The sequence below is a fragment of the Geotalea toluenoxydans JCM 15764 genome (assembly GCF_001311985.1).
GTDB lineage: Bacteria > Desulfobacterota > Desulfuromonadia > Geobacterales > Geobacteraceae > Geotalea > Geotalea toluenoxydans.
Map to the genome: position 1 here is coordinate 41086 of NZ_BBCJ01000005.1, position 25988 is coordinate 67073.

Annotated in this window: 28 protein-coding genes and 6 pseudogenes; 11 read left to right on the forward strand and 23 right to left on the reverse strand. The window is 50.5% G+C overall.

The features are described from left to right. Window positions 1–35: 35 nt before the first annotated feature. From JCM15764_RS04120 to JCM15764_RS21770, 3 genes and pseudogenes are all read right to left on the reverse strand, one after another. Window positions 36–1077: pseudogene (locus JCM15764_RS04120) on the reverse strand (C40 family peptidase). 81 nt (window positions 1078–1158) lie between these two features. Next, complete coding sequence (locus tag JCM15764_RS21765) at window positions 1159–2031, reverse strand: CdaR family protein (protein WP_279384259.1); 873 nt, start codon at window positions 2029–2031, stop codon at window positions 1159–1161. Next, window positions 1968–2522, reverse strand: a complete 555-nt coding sequence (locus JCM15764_RS21770; protein ID WP_279384260.1) for a diadenylate cyclase — start codon at window positions 2520–2522, stop codon at window positions 1968–1970. The genes JCM15764_RS21765 and JCM15764_RS21770 overlap by 64 nt, the downstream gene beginning before the upstream one ends. Window positions 2523–2746: 224 nt before the next feature. Between JCM15764_RS21770 and ubiE the strand changes: the two genes are divergently transcribed. Further along, a complete protein-coding gene (gene ubiE, locus JCM15764_RS04130) occupies window positions 2747–3454 on the forward strand; it encodes a bifunctional demethylmenaquinone methyltransferase/2-methoxy-6-polyprenyl-1,4-benzoquinol methylase UbiE (RefSeq protein WP_054693131.1) in 708 nt (235 codons plus the stop codon). Between the two features lie 28 nt (window positions 3455–3482). On the opposite strand, the gene JCM15764_RS04135 is transcribed toward ubiE, so the two are convergent. After that, window positions 3483–3881 carry a bacteriohemerythrin gene (locus JCM15764_RS04135; RefSeq protein ID WP_054692890.1) on the reverse strand — a complete coding sequence of 133 codons (399 nt, stop codon included), beginning with the start codon at window positions 3879–3881 and terminating at the stop codon, window positions 3483–3485. A 158-nt stretch (window positions 3882–4039) separates the two neighbouring features. Between JCM15764_RS04135 and JCM15764_RS04140 the strand changes: the two genes are divergently transcribed. Next, complete coding sequence (locus JCM15764_RS04140; protein WP_243688338.1) at window positions 4040–4255, forward strand: hypothetical protein; 216 nt, start codon at window positions 4040–4042, stop codon at window positions 4253–4255. A gap of 58 nt (window positions 4256–4313) precedes the next feature. Here JCM15764_RS04140 and JCM15764_RS04145 read toward each other — a convergent pair whose 3' ends face one another. The 6 genes from JCM15764_RS04145 to JCM15764_RS26035 form a co-directional block, all read right to left on the reverse strand. After that, window positions 4314–4817: an outer membrane protein gene (locus JCM15764_RS04145; protein ID WP_369412248.1), complete on the reverse strand. Its 504-nt coding sequence runs from the start codon at window positions 4815–4817 to the stop codon at window positions 4314–4316. Beyond that, window positions 4724–5017: a hypothetical protein gene (locus JCM15764_RS04150; RefSeq protein WP_054692895.1), complete on the reverse strand. Its 294-nt coding sequence runs from the start codon at window positions 5015–5017 to the stop codon at window positions 4724–4726. The genes JCM15764_RS04145 and JCM15764_RS04150 overlap by 94 nt, the downstream gene beginning before the upstream one ends. 52 nt (window positions 5018–5069) lie before the next feature. After that, window positions 5070–5540 carry a lysylphosphatidylglycerol synthase domain-containing protein gene (locus JCM15764_RS27795; RefSeq protein WP_369412242.1) on the reverse strand — a complete coding sequence of 157 codons (471 nt, stop codon included), beginning with the start codon at window positions 5538–5540 and terminating at the stop codon, window positions 5070–5072. Next, window positions 5495–6028, reverse strand: a complete 534-nt coding sequence (locus tag JCM15764_RS27800; RefSeq protein WP_369412243.1) for a lysylphosphatidylglycerol synthase domain-containing protein — start codon at window positions 6026–6028, stop codon at window positions 5495–5497. The genes JCM15764_RS27795 and JCM15764_RS27800 overlap by 46 nt, the downstream gene beginning before the upstream one ends. A gap of 62 nt (window positions 6029–6090) precedes the next feature. Next, entirely contained in the window at window positions 6091–6468 is a 378-nt protein-coding gene (locus tag JCM15764_RS26030; RefSeq protein WP_279384261.1) for a sulfotransferase, read from the reverse strand. After that, the gene (locus JCM15764_RS26035; RefSeq protein ID WP_279384262.1) at window positions 6458–7381 is read right to left on the reverse strand and encodes a sulfotransferase family protein; all 924 of its coding nucleotides are present in this window, start codon (window positions 7379–7381) and stop codon (window positions 6458–6460) included. The genes JCM15764_RS26030 and JCM15764_RS26035 overlap by 11 nt, the downstream gene beginning before the upstream one ends. Before the next feature lie 285 nt (window positions 7382–7666). Here JCM15764_RS26035 and JCM15764_RS04165 point away from each other — a divergent pair, with 285 nt between their 5' ends. Further along, window positions 7667–9295, forward strand: a complete 1629-nt coding sequence (locus JCM15764_RS04165) for a fumarate hydratase (RefSeq protein ID WP_054692900.1) — start codon at window positions 7667–7669, stop codon at window positions 9293–9295. 96 nt (window positions 9296–9391) lie between these two features. Here the strand turns inward: JCM15764_RS04165 and JCM15764_RS04170 are convergent, their stop codons facing one another. Then, complete coding sequence (locus JCM15764_RS04170; protein ID WP_439645254.1) at window positions 9392–9526, reverse strand: hypothetical protein; 135 nt, start codon at window positions 9524–9526, stop codon at window positions 9392–9394. Window positions 9527–10301: 775 nt separating this feature from the next. On the opposite strand from JCM15764_RS04170, the pseudogene JCM15764_RS04175 reads away from it, so the two are divergent. The 4 genes and pseudogenes from JCM15764_RS04175 to JCM15764_RS26040 all read left to right on the forward strand — a co-directional run bounded on the left by JCM15764_RS04175 (window position 10302) and on the right by JCM15764_RS26040 (window position 14248). Further along, a pseudogene (locus JCM15764_RS04175) lies at window positions 10302–11125 on the forward strand (ATP-binding protein). 5 nt (window positions 11126–11130) lie between these two features. Beyond that, on the forward strand, window positions 11131–11388 hold the full coding sequence (locus JCM15764_RS21775) for a hypothetical protein (protein ID WP_243688339.1): 258 nt from the start codon (window positions 11131–11133) through the stop codon (window positions 11386–11388). 203 nt (window positions 11389–11591) lie between these two features. After that, window positions 11592–12890: a cache domain-containing protein gene (locus tag JCM15764_RS04180; protein ID WP_279384274.1), complete on the forward strand. Its 1299-nt coding sequence runs from the start codon at window positions 11592–11594 to the stop codon at window positions 12888–12890. Next, the gene (locus JCM15764_RS26040) at window positions 12812–14248 is read left to right on the forward strand and encodes a sensor domain-containing protein (RefSeq protein WP_054692907.1); all 1437 of its coding nucleotides are present in this window, start codon (window positions 12812–12814) and stop codon (window positions 14246–14248) included. Before JCM15764_RS04180 ends, JCM15764_RS26040 begins: the two co-directional genes overlap by 79 nt. A gap of 121 nt (window positions 14249–14369) precedes the next feature. On the opposite strand, the gene lpxC is transcribed toward JCM15764_RS26040, so the two are convergent. Beyond that, complete coding sequence (gene lpxC / locus JCM15764_RS04190; protein WP_054692910.1) at window positions 14370–15197, reverse strand: UDP-3-O-acyl-N-acetylglucosamine deacetylase; 828 nt, start codon at window positions 15195–15197, stop codon at window positions 14370–14372. 174 nt (window positions 15198–15371) lie between these two features. Beyond that, a pseudogene (gene asnS / locus JCM15764_RS04195) lies at window positions 15372–16755 on the reverse strand (asparagine--tRNA ligase). A 97-nt stretch (window positions 16756–16852) separates the two neighbouring features. Between asnS and JCM15764_RS04200 the strand changes: the two are divergent. Both JCM15764_RS04200 and JCM15764_RS04205 read left to right on the forward strand, forming a co-directional pair. Then, window positions 16853–17227 carry a S41 family peptidase gene (locus JCM15764_RS04200; protein WP_054692913.1) on the forward strand — a complete coding sequence of 125 codons (375 nt, stop codon included), beginning with the start codon at window positions 16853–16855 and terminating at the stop codon, window positions 17225–17227. Window positions 17228–17244: 17 nt separating this feature from the next. Beyond that, window positions 17245–17625, forward strand: a complete 381-nt coding sequence (locus tag JCM15764_RS04205) for a glutaredoxin domain-containing protein (RefSeq protein ID WP_054692915.1) — start codon at window positions 17245–17247, stop codon at window positions 17623–17625. 15 nt (window positions 17626–17640) lie between these two features. Here JCM15764_RS04205 and JCM15764_RS04210 read toward each other — a convergent pair whose 3' ends face one another. From JCM15764_RS04210 to hpnJ, 3 genes are read right to left on the reverse strand one after another with little or no spacing between them, the layout of a single operon-like run. After that, entirely contained in the window at window positions 17641–18021 is a 381-nt protein-coding gene (locus JCM15764_RS04210) for an EamA family transporter (protein WP_012647374.1), read from the reverse strand. Further along, the gene (hpnK, locus tag JCM15764_RS04215) at window positions 18014–18880 is read right to left on the reverse strand and encodes a hopanoid biosynthesis-associated protein HpnK (protein WP_054692918.1); all 867 of its coding nucleotides are present in this window, start codon (window positions 18878–18880) and stop codon (window positions 18014–18016) included. Before hpnK ends, JCM15764_RS04210 begins: the two co-directional genes overlap by 8 nt. A 4-nt stretch (window positions 18881–18884) precedes the next feature. After that, complete coding sequence (hpnJ, locus tag JCM15764_RS04220; protein ID WP_054692921.1) at window positions 18885–20315, reverse strand: hopanoid biosynthesis associated radical SAM protein HpnJ; 1431 nt, start codon at window positions 20313–20315, stop codon at window positions 18885–18887. Window positions 20316–20475: 160 nt separating this feature from the next. Here hpnJ and JCM15764_RS04225 point away from each other — a divergent pair, with 160 nt between their 5' ends. Together JCM15764_RS04225 and JCM15764_RS21785 are read left to right on the forward strand one after the other, a co-directional pair. After that, entirely contained in the window at window positions 20476–20988 is a 513-nt protein-coding gene (locus JCM15764_RS04225) for a phosphorylase family protein (RefSeq protein ID WP_243688340.1), read from the forward strand. After that, entirely contained in the window at window positions 20970–21215 is a 246-nt protein-coding gene (locus JCM15764_RS21785; RefSeq protein ID WP_243688341.1) for a phosphorylase family protein, read from the forward strand. The genes JCM15764_RS04225 and JCM15764_RS21785 overlap by 19 nt, the downstream gene beginning before the upstream one ends. Before the next feature lie 45 nt (window positions 21216–21260). Here the strand turns inward: JCM15764_RS21785 and ptsP are convergent, their stop codons facing one another. The 7 genes and pseudogenes from ptsP to JCM15764_RS04255 form a co-directional block, all read right to left on the reverse strand. Beyond that, window positions 21261–22610: a phosphoenolpyruvate--protein phosphotransferase gene (gene ptsP / locus JCM15764_RS04230; RefSeq protein ID WP_279384263.1), complete on the reverse strand. Its 1350-nt coding sequence runs from the start codon at window positions 22608–22610 to the stop codon at window positions 21261–21263. 40 nt (window positions 22611–22650) lie between these two features. Beyond that, window positions 22651–23025 (reverse strand): phosphoenolpyruvate-utilizing N-terminal domain-containing protein, encoded by a 375-nt coding sequence (locus tag JCM15764_RS29310; protein WP_279384264.1) that lies wholly within the window; start codon window positions 23023–23025, stop codon window positions 22651–22653. Next, complete coding sequence (locus JCM15764_RS04235; protein WP_054692925.1) at window positions 23006–23272, reverse strand: HPr family phosphocarrier protein; 267 nt, start codon at window positions 23270–23272, stop codon at window positions 23006–23008. Before JCM15764_RS04235 ends, JCM15764_RS29310 begins: the two co-directional genes overlap by 20 nt. Window positions 23273–23298: 26 nt before the next feature. Continuing rightward, window positions 23299–23693: pseudogene (locus tag JCM15764_RS04240) on the reverse strand (PTS sugar transporter subunit IIA). 4 nt (window positions 23694–23697) lie between these two features. Then, window positions 23698–24554 (reverse strand): annotated as a pseudogene (gene rapZ, locus JCM15764_RS04245) (RNase adapter RapZ). Window position 24555: 1 nt separating this feature from the next. Beyond that, window positions 24556–25514: pseudogene (gene hprK, locus JCM15764_RS04250) on the reverse strand (HPr(Ser) kinase/phosphatase). After that, complete coding sequence (locus JCM15764_RS04255) at window positions 25511–25972, reverse strand: PTS sugar transporter subunit IIA (RefSeq protein ID WP_054692928.1); 462 nt, start codon at window positions 25970–25972, stop codon at window positions 25511–25513. Before JCM15764_RS04255 ends, hprK begins: the two are co-directional and overlap by 4 nt. Between the last annotated feature and the right edge of the window lie 16 nt (window positions 25973–25988).

Genomic DNA, 25988 nt, shown 5'->3' on the forward strand with positions numbered 1-25988 from the left:
AGGCCGGATCTTTTTTACCTCGGGGAGGTACGATTTTATTTTGCCTGGGTCAGGCCCAGGGAATCATTGGCAATCACATCATCCATGGTTTCTTCTTCTACACCAAGAAGAAGGTCATCAAATTTGAAAATGTCCGGATTTATTTCCACAATTCTTTTAGCCCCGATGAAGCGGGAACGGTAATAATAGGTATTGATGGGAGAAACCACGACACGGCGATCTTTTGATGAAGCATGGATCATTTTATTATTGCCCAGATAGATGCCAACATGGGAAGGATAGGAAGCGTAGGTGCGAAAGAAGATCAGATCCCCCTTCTGCAGATCGCCAGGTGCAACCTCAGCCCCCATGCCGAACTGTTCACGTGCAGTTCTTGGAAGGGACACTTCCAGCTCGCGAAATACCTGCTGGACAAAACTGGAACAGTCGATACCGCTCCTTGAGCTGCCACCGAAACGATACCTGGTTCCGAGAAAGCCATAGGCAGATTTCTTGAGTTCCTGAATATTGTCAACTTTAAGTTCGGCACTTTTTTTTCAGATCTACTTTTTGATCAGGATCAAGTTCAGTGAGCTCGGCAAGGCTCTGTTCGTAATCCTTCTCGTTGAACAGATCGCTGTGGCGCAGCTGGAGCTTTTTGGCGGTCCGCTGTACCGGAGCCTCGTCCGTAGGCTCTCGCTCTCGCAGAACCAGAACGGTTCCAGGTCTTACCTTGCTTTTGCTCAGATTGTTCAGACGTTTCAGCTCGCTTACCGAAACGCCAGTCTTTTTAGCAATGCGCGAAAGAGTTTCGCTTTTTTTCACCTTGTAGGTACTGACCTTGGTTTTGCTCTCTCTGCGCTCGGCGGAGGAAGCCTCTACGGAGCGGGGAGGAATAACAAGAACCTGTTTCGGTTTTATATGACTGCTAACCAGATTGTTGGTGGATTTGATATCTTGAACTGTGACGTGGTATTTTTTGGCAAGACTGAAAAGAGTTTCGTTCTTTTTTACCCGGTGAGTTTTTGCTGCAAAGACAAAAGAAGGAAAAGTAAGAATAATGACACAGATTAATATATACCTAATGTAATTAGCCATCTACCCTCCTTTCTGTTCTACAATCACATTAAAATTATCCCTTTTATATAACAATTTTTTGATCTTGTCAACCCCAAGGTGTCAGCGCCCTGTTAAAACACGGACTTTTACAGGTTCATCCCTCAACACTCTCAACTGGGGTGATGGGGAAAGCACCCTCCTTTCAAGCATTGTGTTTTGCCGTATTAAAGACAAATCAATCTCCTCGGTCTGCACCTGATCGAACTGATTCACCACATGGGCAGGACCTTCAACAACAACAGTGGGTGGGTCCACCTTTGCGGATCGAAGCCGCAGTTTCCCCGGCAGTCTTGACACAGTGCCGGCTTTCACCGCTATATGACGGATAATTTTTTTATCCGCAACCACCCTGATCGTGGAGCGGCTAAGTCCGGCAATAATAACGCCAGGCGGGAGCTTTATCTCTTCACTGCGGATAGCAATGTTGTTCACCCCTTCCTTAGCCCGAGACAGGTCAACATCGGCAATTATATCCATCTCTTTAGGCGAAGGAATGAGATTGGAAAAGACCTTCAGCTGCACCTCAACCTCTTCAGGGGTAGTTTTTATTAAAGCCAGTTCTTTGGGGAGGTTATGAAATTTTACCGGAGCATTGACAGTAAGAATTGCTCCCTGGCGTGACGTTATCAACAGCCAGCATGCAAGAACAAAGAGCAGTATGGCCATCTTTGGCACAATATTACCAAAAAGCTTGCGCCGTAGGGTGGTCGTGCTTACTTCCTGGACAGGAGGAGAAAGAATGGTGTTGAGTGTATCATACAGCACTTCCGGGGAATCCATTCGAGACAGCTCTCCGGCAAGGGCAAGGGAGACCGTTCCTCTCTCTTCCGATACGATTATGACAGCAGCATCTGAACGCTCGGTCAAGCCTAGCCCGGCGCGATGCCTGGTGCCGAAATATTGGGGGATGTCGGTGCTGGAGGAAAGGGGCAAATGACAGGAAGCCTGGGCAATGCGACCTTCCCGTATAATGACGGCGCGTCATGCAACGGAGCTCCATCCCTGAAGATACTCATCAAGAGCTGGCTGCAGGGTAGACTGTCCAACTGGATGCCATGCAAAAGGTAGTCATCCAGGTTCTCCCTGCGCTGAAAAACGATCAGTGCACCTGTCTTCTCCTGAGCCAGAGAAAAAACAGTATTGGCCAGATCCATAATGTCAATTTGGGATGGGTTGTCCTGGCGACCGAAGAGGTTCCTCAAAAGACTGAAACGGTAAAGTGCCTGACGTATTTCCCCCTGGAAGATGACAATCAGGAGGATGAAGAGAACCGTCCCCAGTTCCTGGAGTATCCAACTGGTCATGAACAACCCCAGGTTCTTGGTAATAACATAGAGAAGACCGAGAAAGCCGAGGCCGATTACCACCTGTAGTGCTCTGGTATTCTTGAACCAGCTGTACAGCTGGTAGACAAGAAAACTCATGATCAGTATGTCAGCGATATCTTGGGGGCGAAAATAGGAAAACAACTGTAACCCTCGGTTACGGCAGGGGTTGGACCTGACGCCTTGCTACGGCTTTATCGTTTGAGCCGGAGTAACATTTTTCTGGTATGCGTGCCACCTTTGTGTTAAAAATTTTGTCTCCCAAGTGCCGGATACAAAACCACCGGACTTATATCATTTATGTGGTTAAAAAGGTAGGGAAAATGTTTAAACTCACGGAAAAGGGTGAAAAGATCCAGGAAATGTTCGACACCATCGCCCCCCGCTATGACTTTCTCAACAGGGTTCTGAGTTTCGGCATAGACCGAAGCTGGCGCCGCTTTGCCGTCAAGAAAATCAAATATGCGCCCAACGGCCGCATACTCGATGTCGCCACCGGCACGGGAGATGTGGCATTGGAAATAGCTGCCCAGACGCCGTCGTCGGTTTCCATTACCGGCATCGATTTCAGCGGCGAAATGGTTGAGTTGGGGAAACAGAAGGTGGCTGCCTCGTCCTACGCAGGACGCATAAACATGCATGTTGCTCCTTGCGAAGATATTCCCTTTGCCGATGACAGTTTTGATTCCATTACCATCGCCTTCGGCATCAGAAATGTTGTTGACCGGTCCCAGGGGCTCAAGGAAATGTACCGTGTCCTTAAGCCTGGAGGCAGAGTGGTGATACTGGAATTTTCCACACCGCGCTTTGCACTGTTTAAGCACCTTTATCACTTTTATTTTCTCAAGGTCCTGCCCGTCATAGGCGGGCTCTTCTCAAAATTCAGCGCCTATAAATACCTGCCAGATTCCGTAATTGAATTCCCCTCCCAGGATCAGTTCAAAACTATCATGGCCGGCGTTGGCTTTAAAAATACCCAGCACCACGACCTGACACTGGGTATCGCCACTGTCTATACAGGTGAGAAATAAGTATTCACCCATGGCCGGCCGCTCAAAGTCATCCCTTATGGATAAACCTGCTGTACTCACCATCACTGTGCTTTATGTGCTCCACAAGCCATCGCTGTAGAAAGCTGAGCACTTCCAGTGTCGATGTGCTTCCCTTCTGTATCAAATCTCGCTGAAAATTCACCACCCGAGATGAAAACTCCTCGTGCTGTTTCTTGTGTTCTTCCTGTTTTGGATAATTCAATTTGACCATCCACAGCTCTTCCGAGGAAAAGTGGTAGGTGGCATAATCGATAAGTTCATCGATCACCTCCTCCAGAGATGACGGCTTTTCGCTCGCAATGAACAGGTCATAGGTCTCATTAAGAAGACATACCAGGTGCTTGTGATGGTCGTCAAATGGCTCAACACCTAAAGTCAGAGTATTATCCCATTTTACCAGCTGCATGATCGTCCCCCGTAAATGAAAAGAGATGCATTTCTTTTCGGCAAATACCGCAGGAGGTAAAGACAATTCGAGCGGAAAATTACCAGGGCTAATATGGTTCCTTTCCTGAGATTTTATGGTTAACTGGAAGGAGGAGGTGGTTTAAAGGAAATTAGTGGGTGATCAGTATCATAAAATCGGGAGAGACTATGCAGGTACCAGTTACCATCCAGACCTATTCCGGATATAAGGCTGACGAGCGGCCGAGTTCATTCATCCTTGGCGAACAAACTTTTCGTGTAATGGAGATACTGGACCGCTGGTATGGCGTGGATGCCAACTACTTCAAGGTGGCGGCCGACGACAGCAGGGTTTACCTGCTGCGTCACGACTGAATGCGGACCAGTGGGAACTGGACGCGGAATGACTACTCTGGGGGGTGGACCTGCTGGTCTAGAATTTCACCCTCAGCCCCACAGCAGCATTGTGGCTTTCATATCGCAGATCGGCAGTGTCAAAACCATCGCCGAACCTGGCTCTGGAAGTGCCGAAGTAGCGGTAGCCTATATCCAGCGTAAGCCTCCGATTAAGAGCAATGCCCACCCCCGCTCCAGCCTGGTAAGCAAACACCATGTCGTCGTCCTCCGGATAAAGGAAGATACGTTCTGGACCGCTGGTTGTAACGTCGGTGCCGAACGTGTCACTAAGGTGCAGAGTCGCAAACCCGACGCCTCCCCCCACATATGGCGTAACCGGACCGGGATTGTGCAGATCGAAAAAGGCGTTGCCCATCATGGCGAAGACACCGATATTCCCATCAGGGTTGCCGAATCTGAAACCATCCGCAGTGTCGGTAATCCTGTTTATTTCCGAGTATTTGAATGAAAGCTCTCCCTCAAGACGCAGAAATCCAAAATCGTAGCCACCAGTGCCGCCGATATTGATTCCAGGTCGAATTCCACCTCATCGGTAGCGTTCAGCATGGTACCATCGCTGGCAAACTGGCTACTGTCGACACTGGCATCACGGGGAACGGAAACTCCGATAAAACCTGAGACGTAAGCACCCGGTCTGGCAGAAGCGACCAGGACAGTGCGGGAAGCAGCAAAAAGAACATGACGGTGATAAGCGAAAGTACCTTTTTCATTGCAATCCACCTCCTGTAGATTTTGATCCTCTTCCGGTTAATCCCAATAAGGACCAAACAATTTATCTTTCCCATGTTACCACCACAAGTCCCACAAGCAACCAGAATGCCTCCCTTATTCTTCGCAAGATACTGAAAGCCAACCCTACGGCTGCTCCAAGCCTGAAACCCAGCGCAAGCAACACATTTCCTCCATCCTGGACCCCGAGTTGTACCGGAATCATGAAACCAAGCGCCGTAAAGAGCATGGCCAGTGCATCCAGACACAACGCCAGTTGCCACTCTACCGACTGGCCCAGCAGATGAAAGATGAGATAAACTTCAACTCCCTGCACAAGCCAATTAAGGAACAAGAATAAGAATGCCAGTGCACTCTTGCCGGGATACCTGCTGTAAAATCCTGCCATGGCAGCATCGAGGCTTGCCAGTTCTTCCTTCCTCGCCTTCAGAAAAGCCGGGCACTTACCCCAACGCTCCAGTAGCCTGATCAGGAGGACACATGGATTACGATGCTGCAAAACAACAAAGGCCACCCCTGCCCCGGTAAGGACACTGCGCAGGCCAGGAGCAGTCCCAGCCTGACCCCTCCGACAGGCATGACAAAAGGCACCAGGGCAAGGCTCAGGAATATGTACAAGACCAGGCTCATGACCATCAGTCCTTTGTGGATAATGAGCGAGGCCGTCGCCTGTTGCCAGGGAATACCTGAGGCCTTCAACCTTAGAGCCTTGAAAGGTTCTCCTCCCAATGAAGCCGTTGGCGTCAATTGATTAAGCGATTCTCCCGCCAGACGGAGCAAAAACAACCGGCCCAGAGACACGGATGCGGTCGAATCAACAATGAGCACCTGCCAGGCAAGGGCGGTCAGAAGATTCATGATCCCGTAAGGCACAAGCAGAAGCAATCCGGCATAACCAACCCGATGGAAATAGTGTTCCAGGTTTTCCCACCCCACCTGCTTCAGCATTCCATAAAAGAAGAATGAGGCTATGAGAAGCAGGATCAGATTGAGGCGTCCCATGGAACCCACCGACCTGGTCAGTAATGAGCAGATGCCCCTTATGTGTACCTGAAAGACCTGATTCACATTTCAGGAGGAATAGAGTAGTGATCCATGTAAAACTGGAAACGCCTTTTTTCCGTTTCCCGATCAAGACCGAATTCTTCCAGAGAATAATGATGGGCGCCATTCTTGTCCTTTGGATTACCGGCAATAAATGTTTTCATGGCCAACTCAGCACTGCTGTCTATTTCTCGGCCAAAATGACGGTAAATACCATTGACAACTGACATTGGGTCCCTCTCCAGGTCTGTGAAATTTACATCGAAGAAGCGTTTCTGCAGGTGAGGTCTGCTTTGGCGGAACTGCAAGGAGTGCCAGGCGCTCCCTTCCCAGCGGCTGCTCACCTCAATGCCAATTTTCCTGTTGTCCAGTCCATTGGTAAAGGGTTCACGCAACACCCGGGTAAAGCTTGCACACGAGTAGTACTTTAAGGGGATCACGATGGGTGACGACAATATCTGCATCCGGATATACATCCAGTAACGACTCCAGCGCCATCAGGTGGCTTGGTGCCTTGAGGACCCAGTGGCTTCCCGGCGAACGCCACTGCAGGTGCTGTAAAAACCAGCGGTGGAACTCGTAAACCGGACGTTTATCCTGCTTGTCATGCCAGATGCGGTATGAGGAAACATGGTACATCGATTCGAAAACATAGCTCATGAAGGCATGACTGGTTATGGCAATACATTCCTGGGGATAACGCTCATGAATGAGATGAACCCTTTTGAAGTAGGGAATCAGGATGTCCAGCCATCTTAGTTCCTTGCCCGTCTTTGCAATGCGCGGATCAGAAGAATAGGAGGCTGTTTCAGGCGGCGGTGAAGGATGCATCACTTCCCAAACCTGCGGCGCCCGGCATTTTGGATCCTGCGCCAGTAGCGCATGCAGAAAAGTCGTTCCACTTCGCGGCAAACCGGTGATGAAAAGGGGGCGAACTATGCGCTCACTGTCGATCTGCGGAAACCGCTTGCGATCAGCCACCATGAGAAGCCTGTTGCACAGCATCCTGATTATTTCGGAATAGACACTGATGCGCCCAAACAGGTTCAAGTCTGCATCGGATTCGAAGGACTGCAGTAGAACAGAAAGGGGATGGTGAAAATCTTCACCTCCGAAATCATCAAGCCCCGTTCGCCTGATGCATTTATCCATCAGGGCACGGGATTCGAGCTTTAAAAATTCGTATCCTTTTTTCTGAAATAAATTGTTTACGGAGTTGATACCGGTCAAGAGCCTGGACATCTTGATATAGCCAGGTTTAAAGAAGACATTGCTGTTGAGCTGACTTGTCAGGCTTGATGGTTCAGTCACAGGTTGCTCCTAAGGATTCCTTAAATTATTAATCAAATTTAATTCTACTCCTTCTCTAAAGCCCGTCAACCGACTCTGAATATTTATGCTGAGGCTGGGACTGTTCTTGGTGTAGAGATTTTTAACAGTGCGAAAACTTCTCTCTCGACAAATTGAAGATTTTCCAATATATTCCGGCATACTGTATACAATTTCATTTCAGACACCGTGGCATGAGGTTCGAGAGCACACAAATCTGTTTTTCTTACCCTGCCCTGGAAATATCAATTGAAAGGAGAAACTTAGATGGCAGCAGTTAAAGATTTTCATTATCAGGACCCCTTCCCCGTCGGCAAAGATGAGACCAATTACCGCAAGATTGAAGGCTCCGAAAAATATGTTCAGGTTGAGCAATTTGCAGGCAAGGATGTGGTTCGCGTTGCCCCCGATGCATTAACAATTCTGGCCAATGAGGCCATGAGGGATGTTTCGTTCTTGCTTCGCCCTGCACACAACGAGCAGGTTGCCAAAATTCTCCGAGACCCTGAGGCATCCATGAACGACAAGGGTGTGGCCATGGCCTTTCTGCGCAACGCGGAAATCGCAGCCCAGTTTGAGCTTCCGATCTGTCAGGATACAGGCACGGCAACCATCGTGGCCAAGAAGGGACAGCAGGTCTGGACCGGAGTCAAGGATGAAGAATACCTCTCCAAAGGAGTGTATAAGACATATACAGAGGAAAACCTCCGCTATTCACAGACTGTTGCCTTGGACATGTACAAGGAAGTGAATACCGGCACCAACCTGCCTGCCCAGATAGACATCATGGCCACTGACGGCGACTATTATAAATTTCTATTCATGGCCAAAGGGGGGGGATCTGCCAACAAGACCATGCTTTACCAGGAGACCAAAGCACTGCTCACCCCGGAAAAACTGGAAAAATATCTCATTGAAAAGATGAAATACCTGGGTACTGCTGCATGCCCCCCATATCACATTGCCTTCATCATCGGCGGCACATCTGCCGACGCCTGCATGAAAGCAGTAAAGCTGGCTACGGCAAAGGAGTTGGATGCTCTGCCCACCAGCGGCAACGAACATGGTCAGGCCTTCCGCGATGTCGAGCTGGAAAACAAGCTGCTTGAGGCGGCATACAAGCTGGGGATCGGTGCACAGTTCGGCGGTAAGTATTTTGCCCACGATGTTCGCGTCATTCGTCTGCCACGCCACGGTGCATCCTGCCCGGTAGGCATGGCGGTCTCATGTTCTGCTGACCGCAATATCAAGGCAAAGATCACTAAAGAAGGCCTTTTTGTCGAGGAGATGGACAGGAATCCCGGGCGGCTGATTCCCGATCAGTACCGCGGAAAACATGAGCACGGTGTCAAGATCGATCTCAACAGGCCCATGAAGGAGATTCTCGCCGAGCTAGGCAAGCATCCTGTCTCAACACCGCTGCTGCTGTCCGGTACTATCGTTGTCGGCAGGGATATTGCTCACGCCAAGTTCAAGGAGATCCTTGATAGCGGCAAGCCCCTTCCCGAGTATCTGAAAAACCACCCCATCTACTATGCCGGTCCGGCAAAAACCCCTGCAGGCAAACCCTCCGGATCTTTCGGTCCCACCACAGCCGGCCGCATGGATTCCTACGTCGACCTGCTCCAGTCCCACGGCGGCTCAATGGTGATGATAGCCAAAGGCAACCGCAGCCAGCAGGTTACAGATGCCTGCAAGAAATACGGCGGCTTTTATCTGGGTTCCATAGGTGGACCGGCAGCAGTTCTTGCCGAAGAAAACATCAAGAAGGTGGAATGTATCGATTTCCCTGAACTGGGAATGGAAGCAGTGTGGAAGATAGAAGTTGAGAATTTCCCCGCCTTCATTCTGGTGGATGACAAGGGAAATGATTTCTTTAAACAGTTGGGTCTGTAAGCTTGACAGCATAATGCTTGGGGGGACACAACCCCTGTCCCCCCAAGGCTCAAATACCCGTCAGTTCCTGGATCTTCAGGTCCAGGTCGTCTCCGTTCACCCGTACCACTTTCCCGCCGCTATCCTCTGTTCGTATAAGCCCTCAGTAACCCATTCCAGAATACGCGCTTCATCGACGCCGAACTTTGCTACAGCCTCTTCCACCGTGTACCACGTCTTGACCAGTGACATATGATCCTCCTGTCTCCCAATGCGCCATAGGTATGATTCTATTTACTTTCCTTTAGCCCAATGTCAATCATATGTTAAAAATAAAACAACGAACGATTACAAAACACAATTATATATTTTAAAAATGCGTAATATCAGTAACTTGAAGTGATAGTAAAAATGGAACAAGTAGACAAAATAGAAAGCGGGATTAACAGATAATACAAAATTTCCACAACATCTTGATTTTCCTTCTTTTTTGTTGTTTTATTTCTTGCAATTCGGAATGCTTCTCTTTATAGTTTTATTAAACAAAAACATAAAGAGAGGAATGAATATGAATTGTCCAGTCTGCGGGAGCAATGAACATTTAGACATCGATTTGCAGTCGGAAAGCTTCTTTGAAGGAATAAGAGAATGCACCGTTTGTGACTCTGTATATGCGATTAATCACAATGTGGCAAACATCGTCAAGGATACCCAGGAGAAATCGTTCCTTGGCAATGCATCGCACCTTTCTTACAGCTTCGCTGCCTGAAAAAAATCAGATAAACATCAAGCCCCGCCGGCACCAGCCGCGGGGCTTTTTTCTTTCTGCCAGAAACAGGTGAGGATGAATTTTTAATTTGACAGCAGCGGCCCGTAACGTATACAACTTTTGTCGTTGCCGGCACCTTGATCCCGCAGCAATGATTGTAGAAACAAAAGAGTCTACCAAAGGAAGAGAGAAAAAATCATGATGACCCTGAAACCTGAAGTAGTCGCCCAACTGGAGCGAGTCCTGAGTTCCGTTGAGATGCTGCTTCCAAAGGCAATCGCCTCAATAGACTGGTCCACCTGCTATGCCGCAAACTGGCGCCGTCACTCGTTCTCCGGTTTTCTGGAACCGGTAACGGTTACTGATACCTCAACACTTGAAGAACTGCTGGGAGTGGAAAAGCAGAAAGAGATCCTGGTAAGCAACACCAAGCAATTTCTCAAGGGACTGCCTGCCAACAATGCTCTGCTCTGGGGCTCACGCGCACAGGCAAATCCTCCATCGTCAAGGCGCTGCTTAATGAATTTGCCAGTGAGGGACTGCGCATTATTCAGGTGGAAAAGGAAGACCTGGTCTATCTCTCAGACATCTTCACGATGGTTCGGGATGAACCATACCGCTTCATCCTTCTCTGCGACGACCTTACCTTCGAAGTTGGTGAACTCAGTTACAAGATGCTGAAGAGCGCCCTGGACGGTTCAGTTTATTCCTCCCCGGAAAACGTTCTTATTTATGTAACGTCCAATCGCCGCCACCTTATTCCCGAATACGATTCGGACAAGATCGGCGGCAAGTTCGTCAATGGAGAGTTGCAGCAGAGTGAGGCGATGGAAGAGAAGATTTCTCTCTCCGACCGGTTCGGATTATGGATACCATTCCACGTATTTACCCAGGATCGCTATCTTCATGCGGTACGAATGTGCGTTGAAAGGCACGCGAAGGAACGGCAGCTGGAAATTCCCTGGAGCAAAGAACTTGAAGAAGAAGCAATTCAGTGGTCCCATGACAAGAGTAAGCGCTGCGGGCGCACAGCCTTCCAATTCTCCAAGAACTGGGTCGGCAAGTATCTGCTCGACAAGTAAACCACATGCTCAGACAAAAAAGCCCGCTGCTGAAGCGGCTTTTTGTTCAGGAATTGAGACGGTTATTTTCGGTAAACCTTGACGAAAAAGTAGACAGCAAGCAGAAAAGGGACAGAGGAGAACGCGGCCTCAAAATTGCCCAAAAACAGCTGCCAGGTGCCGAAGGAGACAAGGGAAATAACTACCAGTATCATAAAAGATGCGAACGTTTTGCTCATGTGGGCATAGTAGCGCTTTCAGCGGAAAGAAGTCCAGATTTATAAAGTTAACCGGGTTTTATCAATTGAAACAGAGAAGCCTTTTTAACCGGCACGGGGTGTGGTATTCTCCTTGGAAACAACCTCGGGAAGGACTTTGACATAAGGAAACTCAGCCTTAAAATAACAATGGCACTGGCGGTATCTTCTCTTTTTGTCTGCTCTCTGGCAATACTTGCCTTCCTATCCCTTTCTTACATTGAGCGCGAATACAAGCAGAGTATCTCCAATCAGCAATACACCTCGTCAGTGCCCTTGCCGAAAACGTAGATGACAAGCTCAGAATAGCCCAGAATTCCCTATTGGCAGCTGCAGCAAATATAACCCTCGAAGAGCTCAGGGATTCCCACAAGGCTCAGCGCTTCCTGGACAACAGATATTCACTGCTCGCTTTGTTCGATAACGCACTTTTCGTCTTTTCCCCTGAAGGGAAGATTGTTGCCGAGAGTCCATACCTTGAGCACCGGCGTGGACGGGACATTTCCTTTCGCGACTATTTTAAAGACACGGTGGCCAGAGGCAAGCCGGTCATATCAAGCCCCTACCTCTCCACCCACAATCCTGGGCACCCCTGTGTCATGCTCACCGTGCCGATTTACAGTAACGGAAAGCTGGCTGCCATATTCGGCGGGAGTTTCGACCTCCTGGGCCAGAATTTTCTTGAGGATCTCTCACACACCCGAATCGGTAAAACAGGTTACGTTTACCTTTTCGATAACCACCGTACAATAATCGCCCATCCCGAGAAAAATCGTATCATGCACCGGGATGTGCCTGTCGGCATTAACAGGCTTTTTGACGAATCAATCGCCGGATTCGAAGGAAGTGGAGAAACCCGCAACTCAAGAAGGATTGAGACACTTTCTTCATTCAAACACCTTAAAACTACCGATTGGATTCTAGCAGCAAGTTATCCCATCGTCGAAGCCTATGCTCCACTTAAGACAAACAGAATCTACTTCATTACTGTCATGGTCGTCGGTACAGCAGTAACCCTCCTTTTTGTCTGGTTCCTGATGCAACGCCTCACCTCACCGCTTTCGCTCATCACCCGCCATGTGAAAGCAATCCCTGATAAATCCGGATTGCATAATCTGATCAATCTTGAAAGAAAAGATGAACTGGGAACACTGATTAATGCGTTCAACAGCATGATACTTTCCCTCGATCAGCATCAGAATGCCTTGCGAGAGAGCGAAAGCAATTTCAGAGCCCTTGCTGACAATGCCAATGATGGCCTTCAGATAATCACTGACAGCAGCCATCTTGCATATGTCAACAAGAGAGCCGCAGAGATCGTCGGTTACAGTGTTGAAGAGATGCTTTTGACCACCATTGAAACAATTATTCACCCGGACCACCTGCAAATGATTATCGAACGAAAGGCAAAAACAGATGCGGGTGAATTCGTCCCAAGCAGTTTGAAATCATGCTGGCCCATAGGGATGGTAGCTGTGTTCCGGTTGAAGTCACAACGGCCAGAACAATCTGGCAGGGAAAACAGGTAGAACTGGCAATCGTCAGGGACATCACCGACCGAAAAAAGGCAGAAGACGAGATTCAGCAACTTGCCTACTATGATACCCTGACGGGTTTGCCGAACCGTTCGCTGCTCCAGGACCGGCTAGGACAGAGCATTGTTCAGGCAGTACGTGACAATCGCAAGGTTGCTATCATGTGTCTCGATCTTGACCGCTTCAAAAGCATCAATGACACACTGGGACACGTGGCAGGTGACAGCCTGCTGGCCACTGTCGCCGAGCGTCTGACAGAATGCGTATGGGAAACCGATACGGTTGCCAGAATCGGAGGGGATGAATTCGTTATTATCATCTCTGCCATCGAACATGCTGAAGATCTGAACAAGATTGCAGAAAAAATTCTCGCGGCCATATCCAAGCCACTGGCTTTAAATGGTCAGGAGATATTCATCACTGCCAGCATCGGCATTGCCATCTATCCTGAAGACGGCACTGACGTCCAAGGTCTGCTTAAAAACGCCGATCTTGCCATGTATAAGGCTAAAGATCAGGGAAGAGATACCTTCCAGTACTTCTCTCAGGAGATGAATGTCCAGACGCTTGAGCATCTCATCCTGGAAAACAGCCTGCGCAGGGCCCTGGAGCGAAATGAATTCGTCATCTTCTATCAGCCGCAGATGGACCTGAAGAGTGGACGGCTTGTGGGGATGGAAGCGCTGATACGCTGGCAGCATCCTGACCTTGGACTGCTTCCTCCATCCAGATTCATCCCGATGGCAGAGGAAACCGGTCTGATCCTACCCATAGGTGAATGGGCTCTCCAGACCGCATGTGCTAAAAACAGGGCCTGGATGGATGCGGGATTTATGCCGCTCAGGGTAGCGGTAAACCTGTGTGGGATACAGTTCAGGCAGAAAAAGTTCATCGAATTGATTGAAGCAGTGCTGAAGAAAACGGGGCTGGCGCCTAGTCAACTGGAGCTGGAGCTAACTGAAAGCATGCTCATGTCCAAGGCGGAAGAGAGCACAACCGTCCTGCACAAACTGAAGGAAATGGGAGTCAGTCTGGCTATAGACGACTTCGGTACCGGATACTCCTCCTTGAGCTACCTTAAGAACTTCCCGATCAACAGGGTTAAGATAGACCGCTCTTTCATCCGCGATGTACCGAATAATCCCGACGACACGGCCATTGTCAGTGCAATCATTGCCATGGCCCACAATCTGAATCTTAAGGTTACGGCTGAGGGAGTGGAAAACCACAGTCAGCTTGAATTCCTCAGTACCCGGAACTGCAACGAGATACAAGGCTACCTCCTATCATCGCCACTGCCTGAGGCGGAGTTCACCAGGTTTTTACGGGGCGGCATGATGATTCAGGAGTGATTATGAATGTGTCAATCAGAACCATGTTCAGACACGGAATAGCAACGCTTTGTCGCCCGGAGCGCCCATGGCCATTCTAAACCTGATGCTGCTGTCCGTGTTCCTCCGTTCCTGAGGCATTTCAGTAGACAGCGTAATTGGCAGGATCTGCGAACACCTCACGCAGGAACAGATTGTTCAGGTAATGCCCGGTCTTGTGGGCCTCCACCTTGCCCAGCAAACGGTAGCCACACGTATAAAAATCGCCAATCAGGTCGAGAATCTTGTGGTTCACCAGCTCTTTCTTGTAGCGAAGCCCCTGGGGGTTTACGATACTATCGCCACCTATGACGACGGCGTTTTCCAGGGATCCTCCCTTGGCCAGACCGGCTTTTTTGATGGCCTCAATTTCTTCATGCAGGACAAAGGTACGGGAGTTTATGATGGAGATGGCATTTTCCACGTCCATGACTCGCTTGCGCTGTTTTCCAACTGGTGGACGAAATTCGATGGTCATGGTGATGTCCAGGGTGTTAAGGGGTTTTACCCGGACAAAGGCGTCATTATGCCGGACTTCGACCGGGCGCTGAATTTTCAGATACACCCCCGATTCGGGAAACTCATAAATTCCGGCGCGCCAGAGCTCATGGTAGAACTCCCAAGCCGAGCCGTCCATGATCGGCACCTCAGGTCCATCAATATAGACAAGGCAGTTGGTGATGCCGGAAAAATAGAAGGCCGCCATAAGATGTTCGATTGTGGCGACAGATGCCTCCCCGGCTGCAACCTGTGTGGAAAGACGGGTGTCGGCAACCATGTCGTAACGGGCAGGTATCAGCTGACCGTTGAAGATAAAGGCAATGCCGAATTCCCGCCGGGGCAGGAATTCCATGGTAACCTCCCGGCCGGTGTGAAGGCCGATGCCGGATAGTTTGAAAATGCGGTTTATGGTGGTCTGATGTTTAATCATAATAAATAAAACCTTTCCGGGATCGAGTCATGGGGAGAAGAATAGCCTGAAGGCAACTGGGGAAAGATACATAAAAAGCGCTTTTATAAAGAAAAAAGGCATCGGCTGCCGTGCCCGATGCCTTTAAGACGGCTAAATTGAAGCGAAATTATCGGCATGAGATTGCGGGGTGTATCAAAACTCGGCATGCCTGGGCGTACGCGGAAAAGGAATCACGTCGCGAATGTTCTCCATGCCGGTAAGATACATGAGCAGTCGCTCGAATCCCAAACCGAAGCCGGCATGTGGACAGGAGCCCCAGCGGCGGCTATCCAGGTACCACCAGAGCCCTTCTTCATTTATACCCAGCTCCCCCATGCGTTCAAGGAGCAGATCAAACCGCTCTTCCCGCTGACTACCGCCAATAATCTCCCCCACCTTGGGCACCAGCAGGTCCATTGCTGCAACAGTCCTGCCGTCGTCATTCTGCCGCATGTAGAATGCCTTGATATCCTTTGGATAATTGATGAGGAAAACAGGGCCTCCAACAACCTGCTCGGTTATGTAACGCTCATGTTCCGACTGCAGGTCCAGTCCCCATTCAACAGGAAAGGCAAAAGGGACAGCCGCTTTTTTCAGATGATCGATTGCCTCGGTGTATTCCATGACGGCAAAGGATGATGAAGCCACTGCCTCGATCCGCGACAGCAGGCCCTTGTCGATCTGGTCATTGAAAAACTGCATGTCCTCCGTGCAATTGTCCAGAACATGACGGCAGAGAAACTTCAAAAAGTCTTCAGCCAGAGCCGCATCAGCCATAAGATCAGCGAAGGCCATCTCCGGTTCTATCATCCAGAATTCTGCCGCGTGACGCGCCGTATTGGAATTTTCAGCCCGGAAAGTCGGGCCTAAGGTATAGATATTTGAAAATGCCTGGGCGAAAAGCTCTCCCTCCAATTGTCCACTGACGGTAAGCCCGGTTGCCTGGGCGAAAAAATCTCCGGAATAATCAACTTCGCCTGCCTTCAGCGGCGGCTTTGCCATATTGAGGGTCGTGACGCGGAACAACTCCCCTGCCCCCTCGCAATCATTGGCGGTGATTATGGGTGTATGGACATAGAGAAAGCTCGCTCGGCAAAGAAGCGATGAATGGCCTGGGCCAGGGATGAGCGGACCCTGAAAACAGCGCCGAAGGTATTGGTACGGGGCCTCAGGTGGGCAATAGTCCGCAGGTATTCGAAGCTGTGGCGTTTTTTCTGTAGTGGATAGGATTCGTCTGCCGGGCCGATGATTTCAATCTGTGTGGCAGAAAGCTCATACCTCTGTCCAGCTGCAGGCGACTCACGTAAAACACCCCTTACGGCCACGGCGCTGCCGGTGCCGAGCCTGCTCACTTCCGGATAATTGACTATATGTGGTTCTACGACCACCTGCAGGTTTGCCATGCATGAGCCGTCATTGACGGCAAGGAAAGCTACGTCTTTGCCTGCCTTACCGTCCTCGCCCATCCCTTTACCAGAAGCTCTCCACCCGCCTCTTTCGCAGTCAATGCGTCGCATACCCTGATTCTGCCAGTCATGACCATTTCTCCCGAATGCATAATTATAAAGCATACCGCAAACCTCCAGCTTATCCATGGTTGACAGGATTAAGGCTGGGAGTATATTTTAGCAGGTATGCTTAAAACTCTTACCATCACTTTGTCCATGTTCACCCTTACGGCTTTGCAGGCCATGGCAGCCAACTCCGCCAGCAATTTCGGCGGCATCGGCATAGACGGCGTACCCTGGGCCAACGGTCAGATCGTAGTTCGCCAGATGGTGGCAGGAGGCCCGGCGCATCTGGCGGGGTTAAAAACAGGCGACATTATAACCCATATTGACGGCAAGCCCACTGAGGGAAGTAACTTTCAGGATATGGTAGATCACCGTCTGCGAGGCATTGCCGGCACAAAGGTGATGCTCAAGGTCCGCAGACCCGGCATCGCCAAGGCCATCACCTTCAACCTGACCCGCAGACAACTCGTTACCGCCAAAACAAAAGGAAAGTGAGAACAGGAGGAGCTGTCATGCAAACTGCCACCAGAATCCTGATCATCTCTGCTTTATTGTGCACCGCGACATTCTGTCAGGCAGCAGCCATGGAAGAAAGTCCGCAAAGCCCTCTGAAACCACCCGCAGCGGCCCAACAGAAATATCCGAGGATTGTACTCTATTCCGTGTCCTGGTGCCCACATTGCAAGGCGGCAAAGGAATATCTGACCAGGAACAACATTCCTTTCCTCAACAGGGATGTTGAAGTAGACGACGACGCCATGGACGATCTGACAAAAAAGTATAAAAGCCAGGGGGTGCCGGTGATTGTCATCGGCAATGACGAGGTCATTCTCAAGGGATTCGACCAGCAGAAATTCGAAAAGGCGGTTAAAGATGTGCAGAAGAAAAGCTAGCAGGCCAGCAGCCTGCTAGCTTCCACTGCTTTTGGTAATGAGCATGACCCCGACGCAAACTAGTACGGTACCGGCCCAGCGCATGGGGGTGACGGTCTCATGGAGAAAATACTGGGAGAGGAAAGCAACCAGCACGTAGTTCAATGCCTGCATCGGAAGAGCCACCGACAAGTCTTCCCAGGAAAGCACCGCCAACCACAGAAAGAAAAAAATTGCCAGCATGGTGGTGCCTATGATCAGCTTCGGCGATGTCAGCGCCTGAACGGCCACATTGAGAATGCCGCGCAGATTCATGGAGGAAAGATCCCCCAGTTCCTTCATCCCCTTGGCCAGGAGAATGTCGCCGATTGTTCCGGCCGTTATGGCCACAAGCATTACAATTAGAGTCTTAAGCATAAGCCTTCTTTTCTCCACGGTAATTGCGCAGGGTTACTCCCAGCGACATCAGCTTCTCTTTCACCACCTGGCTGGTCAGGGCCGCCAACTCCCCTTCATGCAGATAATCGGGCATCCATTTTTTCAGTTCATCGCAAGGGTAGCAGCCGGGATGGAAATAAATCTCGGACAGGCCCGGCTGCAACCTTTCCAGGGCTTTCAGCAGATAAGGTTCGGTCATACAGCCCGAATTAAGTAATCCCTTCACCTCTCCAGCGAACGAAACTCTGCGCATTTCCAATTCCGGTCGACAGCGTTTCGCCAAAGAAGCAAAGATGAAGGCATCAGCCGCTTTGCCGAGCATTCGCTGTCGGTCGAGGACAATATTGTCGAAAAATCGCTCCCTGCTCAGGCGGAAGCTGGTAATGCCATACTTTGGCATCAACTGCAGCAGGATGTCGAAGACAACCGGATGCATATGAATGTTCAGATGACCGTCGATGTGTGACAGTGGCAGGCCAGTGGCTAGGAATTTCTCAATTTGCGCCTCGATCTCTTCAGCCAATTGCTTGCGCAGGGGTTTGAGGAAGAAATACCGCATGCCGGCCATGACCGGATCGTTGGTAAAGTTACCTTCCCTGTCGATCAGGGTGGGGAAGCCGGGATGTTTCGCCACAGCCCTTCCCTGCACCAGGGTAAGATGCAATCCCACCTGCAGCCCAGGGTTGGCCTTTGCCAAAGATACTGCCTCATCAAAGGCCAGACCTCCTACCATCAGCGAGGCACTGGTGAGGATACCTTCCTGCCAGGCTCGGATGATGCCGAGGTTGGCGCCGCGGGAAAGGCCGAAATCATCGGCATTGATAATCAGTTCTTTCATGACGCTAGTTACAGCCCTGACTGGCCTGCTTGCGCTTGCGCATGTATTCCAGGTACTGGCGTCCTTCCTTGAGAAGTTTGCGCCGCTCTTCGCCATTGACAATCATCCGGCCGATGCTGCGCAGGATATATTTGGGGCGGAAATAGAACTTGTCATAGAAAAGTTCAACAGCGTCGAAGATTTCCTTGTTGGACAGGTGGGGATAGTTGATGACACAGGTCTGGTGGCCGGTTTCATCAAGGAAGGAATCGGAGGTGATCCATCCCTCCTGCTTGCACAGATCATAGAACTCGGTACCGGGATATGGTGAAGCGAGCGAGGCCTGGATGGAATTTAGATCGAGAGCCTTGGCATACTCTATGGTTTCGCGGATTGTCTCGCGGGTCTCACCAGGAAGTCCCATGATGAAGGCGCCATGGACGGAAAGGCCTAGTTTCTTGCAATTGCGGGTAAACTCAATTGCCTGAGCCTTGGTCACCCCTTTTTTGATGTTCTTGAGGATCTGTTCGTTGCCGGTTTCAAAGCCGACCACCACATGGCGCAAGCCCGCATCGCGCATGATGCGAAGGGTTTCGTAATCGCAGTTGGCCCGGGCATTTATGGTCCAGGAAATGCCCAGCGGTTTGAGTTTTTCGGCCACGGCCCGTGCATGCTCGCGGTTGGCGGTGAAGGTGTCGTCATCAAAGGAGATTTCTTTGACACCAGGAACATTTTCCACTATCCACTTCACTTCCTGGTAGACATTCTCGGCGCTACGGACACGCATGGCTCGGCCGGAGAAGGTCTGAGGCCAGAGGCAGTATATGCATTTGGACGGACAGCCGCGGCTGGAGTAAATAGATACATAGGGATGCTTGAAATGGGGGATGACATACTCATTGACCGGCAGGTCCCGCATGTAGACCTGACTGGCAAAAGGCAGTGCATCCAGGTCCTCGATCGGCGGACGATCAGGAGTACTGATAGTTTTGCCGTCCATGATGAAGGTGATGCCGTCAACTTCTTGCCAGGCCCTGCCCTCGCACAGCTCCTTTGTGGAGTAGTCGAATTCTCCGCGGCAGACCAGGTCCACAGCGCCTGCCGCAAACTTGAGCGATTCCTCAGGCAGGACCGAGACATGGGGACCGGTCAGGACGGTTACGGTAGAGGGTTTCTGCGCCTTGATCCGTCGCGCCGTTTCCACATCGATGGCCAGTGTCGGCGTTGAGGTATACATTACCACCATGTCGTAATCCAGGGCTATCTTCAGGCAGTCCTCCAGGGTAAGCCGCTGAACAGGGGCATCGACCACCCTGCTGCCAGGGATCATGCCTGCCGGATAACAGAGCCAGGTAGGGTACCAGAAAGAGGTTACCTCACGGGAGGCCTGATATCTGGCACCGGCACCGCCGTCAAAGTCTTCAAAAGTGGGTGGATTCAAAAATAACGGTTTCATCAAGAACTCCTGTCTTTGCTGCCATGTTCATGAAAAACAAACGGTTAGAATATAGATAGGTGGCCTGGTTGTCAAGATTAAAGCCCCTGCCCTCTTTACTGTTGCCGGACAAGGCAATCTCTGTTAACTTCCGACAAAGAAGCCCCAGGGAGTTTTGCTTATGAATATTTCCACTATCGGAATTATCGCCGCCATGCCGGAAGAAGTGAATCCGCTGCTGAAGCGTATCGGCATCTATCAAAGGGAGAAAAGAGAATCCTTTGAATTGTTTCGGTTCGGCTTAGATGTCAAAAAGATTGTTCTTGTCCAGTCAGGCATGGGAGCGAAGCATGCCACAAGAGCAACCCGATTCCTTATTAAAACAGCAAGTCCGGATATTATTCTTAATTTCGGCTTTGCCGGCGCCGTGACAGCCGGTCCACGTGTGGGAGACCTTGTCCTGGCTGACCAGGTTTTCAGTTACGATGGAACCCGGTTCAGGAAAGAAGCAACGCCGTCAGCGGAACTGGTCGACCGGATGCATTGCCTGGTCCGGCAACAAATCTCTGCAGAAAACAACATTTACAGAAGCTCCTTTATAACCACCCTGGAGATCACCGGGAAGAGCGAACTTGCGAAGCATTGCCCGAGAATTGTCCCTATCCGGCGCTGGAAATGGAATCAGCAGCTGTAGCTTCAGCAGCTGCAGAAACGGGTATACCCTTTGCCGCCATGCGCGCCATCAGCGATGCAGCTGAAGAGGAACTGGGCTTCAGCCTGGAAGAATTCACCGACAGTGAAATGAATATAAAAATGACAAAAATTCTCGTAACTGTCGCGAAAAAACCGTGGATTATTCCGCAACTGTTGAGACTGGCAAGAAACTCCAACGCCGCAGGCAAAAGTCTGGCAATAGGGTAGAAGCGTTCCTAAGGGCAATGTGAGGATACTTGTTGGAAATGCGAATCAGTCGAAGCTGTCGGAAAAACGGGCGGCAATCACGCTTCTCAGGTAGGATTCCGCCTCCTGTGCGGTAGCATAGGTCATGGCACGGGCAGCAACGGCCTCTGCCTCTTTCTTTGTGCAACGTCGGAGGATTTTCTTGACTCGCGGTATTGAAACGGCATTCATGGAAAGTTCATCGAAACCAAGCCCAAGCAGTATGGGCAGATATTCCGGTTCGCCTGCCATCTCGCCGCAAATGCAGGCCGCGATTCCTGCCCCGTGGGCTGCCTCCACCACCATTTTCAGTGACCTGAGTACTGCCGGATGCAATGGTTCATAAAGGGCTGAGAGATGTTCATTGGTGCGGTCGATGGCGAGAGAATACTGGATAAGGTCATTGGTTCCGACACTGAAGAAATCAACCTCCCTGGCCAGAAGATCGGCGATAATGACGGCAGAAGGAATTTCAATCATGATGCCGATCTCGATCTCCTCATCAAAGGGGATGAAAGCCCTCCTAAGCTCCTGCTTGACCTCTTCGACAATAGCCTTGGCCCGTCTTACCTCATCGACACCCGAGATCATCGGAAAGAATACCCGTACTTTCCCATGGGCGCTGGCCCTGAGTATGGCACGCAGCTGTGCTCTGAAAGCTTCGGGCTGCATGAGCGACAGGCGGATAGCCCTGACGCCAAGGGCAGGATTGGCCTCGTCTCCAAGGTTCAAATCGGTCAAAACCTTATCTCCCCCCACATCCAGAGTCCTGATGGTCACCGGTTTAGGGGCCATTTCCCTGACGATCTCCGCATAGGCATGAAACTGCTCTTCTTCGTCCGGGAGGTTCTCCCGGTTAAAGAAGAGCATTTCAGTGCGATAGAGTCCAATACCTTCAGCTCCATGCCGCCTTACCGATGGAACCTCTTCCACTATCTCCACGTTTGCCTTCAGGATCATGGCGAAACCGTCGAGGGTAACGGCAGGAAGGTCCTTCAGCTTGAGCAGCTCGCGCTCCACATATTCGTAATGCTGTTTGCGGCGGAGATAATCGCGGAAAGTTTCCTGGTCGGGATTGAGAATAACGACGCCGGTAAAGCCATCGATAATGATGGTGGCATTCTCTGTTACCACGCTGGCAATACGCTCCATGCCCACTACAGCGGGGATTTCCAGAGCACGTGCCAATATGGAGGTATGGGAAGTTTTGCCCCCCATTTCTGTGATGAAACCAATTACCGTTGTCTTGTCAATCTGGAGAATGTCCGATGGGGAGAGGTCATGGGCAACAACGATTACTTTGCCGTCGATGCCGGTGAGGGGTTCGTGCTTTTTACCTACCATGTTGCGCAAGATACGCTCGACCACTGTTTCCACGTCGGCGCTGCGTTCGCGCAGATATTCGTCCTCGACACCGCTAAAAAAAGTTCTTCAACCGGTGCAGAGTTCTTTTCAGCGCCCCCTCTGCATTTATGCCCTCCTTCTCGATCAATGCAGATGTTTCTTCAACCAGCATCGCATCATCGAGAAGCAGCAGATGGGTATCGATGTGGTGAAGGTGCTCATCACCACGTTTGGCCGCCACGGCCTCTTTAACACCCTCTAATTCGGTTTTGGCCAATGCCATCGCCTTTTTCAGGCGATCCAACTCCAGTGGGATCTCATGTCTTTTCACCGCTGTTTCAACAACGGCAACACGTGCCCTGTCGGCAATCTTTGCCTGGCCTATGGCAATGCCGGCAGAGACACCTATCCCCTGCAAAATTATATTGTCAATCTTCGCCGAAACCATTTCTTATGAGATCTCCAAGGGTTTCCATGACCTCAACCTCGTCGCTCCCCTCAGCTTTCACCCGGATAACGCTCCCTTTTGCAGCAGCCAGCATCATGATACCCATGATACTCTTGCCGTTCACCTCAACACCTTCCCGCTCAATTCTGATCTCCGAAGCAAAACGGCTGGCAGTCTTGACGAAAAGCGCCGAAGCTCTGGCATGAAGACCGAGCTTATTGACTATGGTAAATTCCTGCTCAAGCATATTCGATCATCCCTCTTCCGGTGCAGCTACTTCTTCAGATATTCACCTGCCACGGTAATACTCTCCAGGCCGCATTCCTTCAGTTTTTGCGCCAGTTCACTCACGCCGCATCTTTTTCGTTCCGTGGCAAATTTGATGACCATGGGCAGGTTGACGCCGGTCAGCACCTCCACCTTGTTATCCTCCAGAAAAGAAAGGCTGACGTTTGAAGGGGTACCGCCAAACATGTCGGTCATGATAATTACCCCTTTTCCGGATAATTTGCCGATGGCTCCCTTGATGTCAGCCATTATTCCGTCCACCTTGGCATCAGCTTGATGCCTACGGTCTCTGCCAGTTCAATCTTTCCCACTATCATTTCCGCAGCCGCAAGCAGTTCTTCTGCCAGGCCGGCATGGGTAACCAACAATAATCCGATCATAGTTCTAGCCCTTTTCCATATCCCGATGGGAAACTTTCAGGTTCAATTGTTTTCTTTTAAAAAAATCTCTTATTTCTTCAGCGATGACCACCGACCTGTGCCTGCCCCCGGTGCAACCGATGGAAATGGTCAGGTAGGATTTGCCTTCACGCTTGTAACCGGGCAGAAGAAATTCCAGCAGCTCTTTAAACTTCGTCAGAAACTCCCCGGTTTCCCCGTGCTTCAACACGTATGCCCTTACTTTGGGATCGAGCCCGGAGAACTCCTTAAGCTCAGGGATGAAGTACGGATTAGGCAGAAAACGCACATCCATGACCAGATCGGATTCAAGTGGAAGACCGAAGCGATAGCCGAAGGATTGAAGGTGTACGGTCATCTCCCGGCCCCCCTCGCCTCCCTTGACCAGGGATATGACAAGACCCTTCAACTGGTGGACGTTTAGCTCGGAGGTATCGATGATCTGGGTGGCGAAGCTGCGTAAGCCGGCAAGTTGCTGTCGCTCAGAGCGGATTCCTTCCGGCACCGAGCCGCTGTCAATGGCGGGATGACGCTCCTTGTCTCGGAAAAGCGTCTTATAAGCACTTCGTCCGTCGCGTCGAAGAAGAGGATATCCACCAGATGGCCTGCTTCCGTTATCTCCTGGAATACCTTCTCAAATCCCTTATTGAAGTCCCTGCCGCGGATATCCATCACCAGCGCCACATCCCGTATCCGCTCCTTGGCATTGTCCACAAGATCGACGAAGGTGGGAAAAAGAGCTACAGGCAGATTGTCCTGGCAGAAAAAGCCCTCATCTTCAAGAGCACGAACAGCGGTGGATTTACCGGAACCTGAAAGGCCTGTAATGATAAGAATGCGCATCTCATTCCACCTCGTTGCCCAGCGGTCTGACTTCCATGCGGGCAAGAAGCTTTTCGTGAAAATCCCTGGCGGAATAGTAGCCCATCCCCTTAAGCAGGAAATTTCTGGCAGCCACTTCGATAATGGAAGTTAGATTTCGCCCGGGACGGACAGGTATCATCAAATGGGGTAGCTCGACACCAAGAATTGTATAAACCCGGTCATCGATTCCCAGTCTGTCGTATTCCTGATCGGGATCCCATTCAACCAGCTCGAGAACCATATCGATGATTTTTTTTCCCTGATAGAGGAAACGCCATAAAGGTCTTTGATATTGATGATGCCCAAGCCCCGGATTTCCATGTGATACTGGATGGTTTCCGCAGCTTGCCCCACGAGAGCGGCAGGCATCTTCTTTTTCACATGGATGATATCGTCAGCCACCAGTCGATGTCCGCGAATGACAAGATCCAGTGCACATTCGCTCTTACCTATGCCACTTTTGCCCAAGAGGAGAACGCCTACCCCAAGTACGTCTACCAGAACACCATGAATGTGGGTGGTTGGCAGAAGGCTCTCTTCAAGAAATTTGGTTATCAGGGAAATGAAAGTGGAAGATTGATGGGGAGTACCCAGCAATGGAATACCGGCATTCTCTGCTGCTTTTTTTAGGAATGCGGGGGGATTAAGTCCTTTCGTGACAATAAAACAGGAGATGGGAAAGGTACAGAGTTTCTCGATGTAAACGATGGCAGATTCCTCTGGAATCTGCCTGAGATATGAAATCTCCGTATTGCCGAGGACCTGGAGGCGGTCGGGATGGAGATGCTCAGTATAGCCGGTCAAAGCCAGGCCGGGTTTTTGAATACGCGAACTGTACAGCCGGTGGGAAAGACCTTTTTCACCCGCAAACAGCTTCAAGTCCAGACCGTAAACCTTGTCGTCCAAAAGGTCCTTAATGGAAAGGCTGATGGTATTCAATAGCTGCTGTCCTGTTCTTTGATTACATTATAAACGGTGGCTGCATCCGGCGCGTCCAGAAGCCTTTTGCGGGTGGTTGAATCTTTGAGGATTCTGGAAATACGCGCCAGCATCTTCAGATGCTCGCCAACAGCCTGGTCGGGAGCGACAAGAAGAAAAAACAGCTGTGCCGGTCTGCCGTCAAGGGAATTGAAATCGACACCGGCGAGGCTGCGACCGAACACCAGCATCAGCTCTTTGGCATTTTTCACCTTGCCGTGAGGAATGGCAACACCATCTCCTATACCGGTGCTGCCAAGCCTTTCACGTTCAAGCAGTATCTTGAGAAGCTCTGCCCGGCCGATCTCTGGCTGCCGCAATTCAATTCTGGCAGCCAGTTCTGCCAGGACTTCTTCCTTTTTCCCGGACACGAGATCGGCAACGATATCCTCAGGCAAAAGGAATCTTGTAATGGTCATTTTACCCACAGCGGCG

Bases quoted from the DNA above. Each gene is read 5' to 3' on its own strand.
- JCM15764_RS04255 (WP_054692928.1), bottom strand. From the start codon at position 25,972: ATGACCATTACAAGATTCCTTTTGCCTGAGGATATCGTTGCCGATCTC.
- hpnK (WP_054692918.1), bottom strand. From the start codon at position 18,880: ATGAAAGAACTGATTATCAATGCCGATGATTTCGGCCTTTCCCGCGGC.
- JCM15764_RS21775 (WP_243688339.1), top strand. From the start codon at position 11,131: ATGCTCAGACAAAAAAGCCCGCTGCTGAAGCGGCTTTTTGTTCAGGAA.
- JCM15764_RS21770 (WP_279384260.1), bottom strand. From the start codon at position 2,522: ATGAGTTTTCTTGTCTACCAGCTGTACAGCTGGTTCAAGAATACCAGA.
- JCM15764_RS29310 (WP_279384264.1), bottom strand. From the start codon at position 23,025: ATGGTTTCGGCGAAGATTGACAATATAATTTTGCAGGGGATAGGTGTC.
- JCM15764_RS04165 (WP_054692900.1), top strand. From the start codon at position 7,667: ATGGCAGCAGTTAAAGATTTTCATTATCAGGACCCCTTCCCCGTCGGC.
- JCM15764_RS04225 (WP_243688340.1), top strand. From the start codon at position 20,476: ATGAATATTTCCACTATCGGAATTATCGCCGCCATGCCGGAAGAAGTG.
- JCM15764_RS04235 (WP_054692925.1), bottom strand. From the start codon at position 23,272: ATGCTTGAGCAGGAATTTACCATAGTCAATAAGCTCGGTCTTCATGCC.
- JCM15764_RS04210 (WP_012647374.1), bottom strand. From the start codon at position 18,021: ATGCTTAAGACTCTAATTGTAATGCTTGTGGCCATAACGGCCGGAACA.
- JCM15764_RS27800 (WP_369412243.1), bottom strand. From the start codon at position 6,028: ATGGGACGCCTCAATCTGATCCTGCTTCTCATAGCCTCATTCTTCTTT.
- JCM15764_RS04205 (WP_054692915.1), top strand. From the start codon at position 17,245: ATGCAAACTGCCACCAGAATCCTGATCATCTCTGCTTTATTGTGCACC.
- JCM15764_RS21785 (WP_243688341.1), top strand. From the start codon at position 20,970: ATGGAATCAGCAGCTGTAGCTTCAGCAGCTGCAGAAACGGGTATACCC.
- JCM15764_RS04200 (WP_054692913.1), top strand. From the start codon at position 16,853: ATGCTTAAAACTCTTACCATCACTTTGTCCATGTTCACCCTTACGGCT.
- JCM15764_RS04135 (WP_054692890.1), bottom strand. From the start codon at position 3,881: ATGCAGCTGGTAAAATGGGATAATACTCTGACTTTAGGTGTTGAGCCA.
- lpxC (WP_054692910.1), bottom strand. From the start codon at position 15,197: ATGATTAAACATCAGACCACCATAAACCGCATTTTCAAACTATCCGGC.
- ubiE (WP_054693131.1), top strand. From the start codon at position 2,747: ATGTTTAAACTCACGGAAAAGGGTGAAAAGATCCAGGAAATGTTCGAC.
- JCM15764_RS26040 (WP_054692907.1), top strand. From the start codon at position 12,812: ATGCTGGCCCATAGGGATGGTAGCTGTGTTCCGGTTGAAGTCACAACG.
- JCM15764_RS04170 (WP_439645254.1), bottom strand. From the start codon at position 9,526: ATGTCACTGGTCAAGACGTGGTACACGGTGGAAGAGGCTGTAGCAAAG.
- hpnJ (WP_054692921.1), bottom strand. From the start codon at position 20,315: ATGAAACCGTTATTTTTGAATCCACCCACTTTTGAAGACTTTGACGGC.